Source organism: Mesorhizobium sp. M7A.F.Ca.MR.148.00.0.0 (genome assembly GCF_003997735.1).
Classification (GTDB): Bacteria; Pseudomonadota; Alphaproteobacteria; order Rhizobiales; family Rhizobiaceae; genus Mesorhizobium.
This window is the reverse complement of record NZ_RZTB01000281.1, coordinates 1-1,242: the sequence shown is the minus strand read 5'-3', so window position 1 is coordinate 1,242 and position 1,242 is coordinate 1. Positions and strand designations below refer to the sequence as shown.

Sequence of the window (1,242 nt, the reverse complement as noted above, 5' to 3'; positions counted from 1 at the left end):
GACTCGCCTGAAGGCAGCAGCCCCAGCTGCGGCCGGGGATGGTTGCCGTCGCGGTGTCGGGCGAATTGAGAAACTGACCCCCTGACGAAATGAAGAACTGACCCCCTCGGTTATGAGAGGAGGCATGAATGACGATTGGGATTTCGGCGATTCCTGCATTGTCGAGAACGATGCAGGGAGAGGAGATGCTTCAGCCTGAAGAGGTGGCAGCGATGCTGCGGCTGCATGAGCTTGGCTGGGGAGCGAAGCGGCTGGCGAAGGAATTCGGGTGCGCGCGCAACACGGTGCGTCGGTATCTGCGCGAAGGCGGGACTGTTCCGTTTCGCAAGCCTGTGCGGCGGAGCGCGTTTGACGGGCTAGACGATTGGCTGCGGGAGCGCTTCTTCCGCCATGGTGGCAACGCCGATGTGGTGCGCCAGGAACTGGAGAGCGAACATGGGATCGTCATAGGGCTTCGGTCGGTGGAGCTTCGGGTGCAGGGTTGGCGTCGGGAGTTGAGGGTGCAGAAGCGCGCAACGGTTCGGTTTGAGACGGCGCCGGGACATCAGATGCAGATCGACTTTGGCGACACGCGGGCGTGGATCGGCGGCGAGCGTGTTCGGGTGCACCTGTTTGTGGCAACGCTGGGTTACTCGCGTCGGCTGCATATCCGTCCCTCGCTTCGGGAGCGCCAGGCGGACTGGTTGGAGGGGATGGAAGGAGCCTTCCTTCGCTTCGGCGGGGTTCCAACGGAAGTGCTGTTCGATAATCCGAAGGCGCTGGTCGAACATCACGATGCGGCGACGCGGGAGGTGCGCTTCAATGTGCGGCTGCACGCCTTTGCCCGCTACTGGGGATTTACGCCACGGGCTTGTGCGCCCTACCGGGCGCGTACGAAGGGAAAGGACGAACGCGGGGTCGGCTACGTCAAGCACAATGCGATTGTCGGCCGCCGGTTCGAGAACTGGGCGGCGTTCGAGCCGCATCTGGAACGGTGGACGCGCGAGATTGCCGATCAGCGTGTGCATGGCACGGCCGGGGTGGCTCCTGCGGAGCGCTTTGCCGAAGAAGACATGGCGCTCCGCCCTCTGGGCGGACGGGCGCCGTTCGGGCAACTGCGGGATCTCGTGCGCAAGGTCCAGGCAGACTGCGCAATCGACCTGGACACGAACAGTTACTCGGTTCCCTGGCGGCTGATCGGGGAGAGCGTCCAGGTCGTGGTGCTGGGCGGCCGCGTTATCGTGCGTCATGCGGGCGAGGTGG

1 protein-coding gene is annotated in these 1,242 nt (G+C 64.3%); it reads left to right on the top strand.

Annotated features, from left to right (window positions below; translation table 11 throughout):
- Positions 1-128: 128 nt before the first annotated feature.
- A partial coding sequence (gene istA, locus EOB49_RS33925) for an IS21 family transposase (RefSeq protein ID WP_127383506.1) occupies positions 129-1,242 on the top strand: 1,114 nt, incomplete at its 3' end.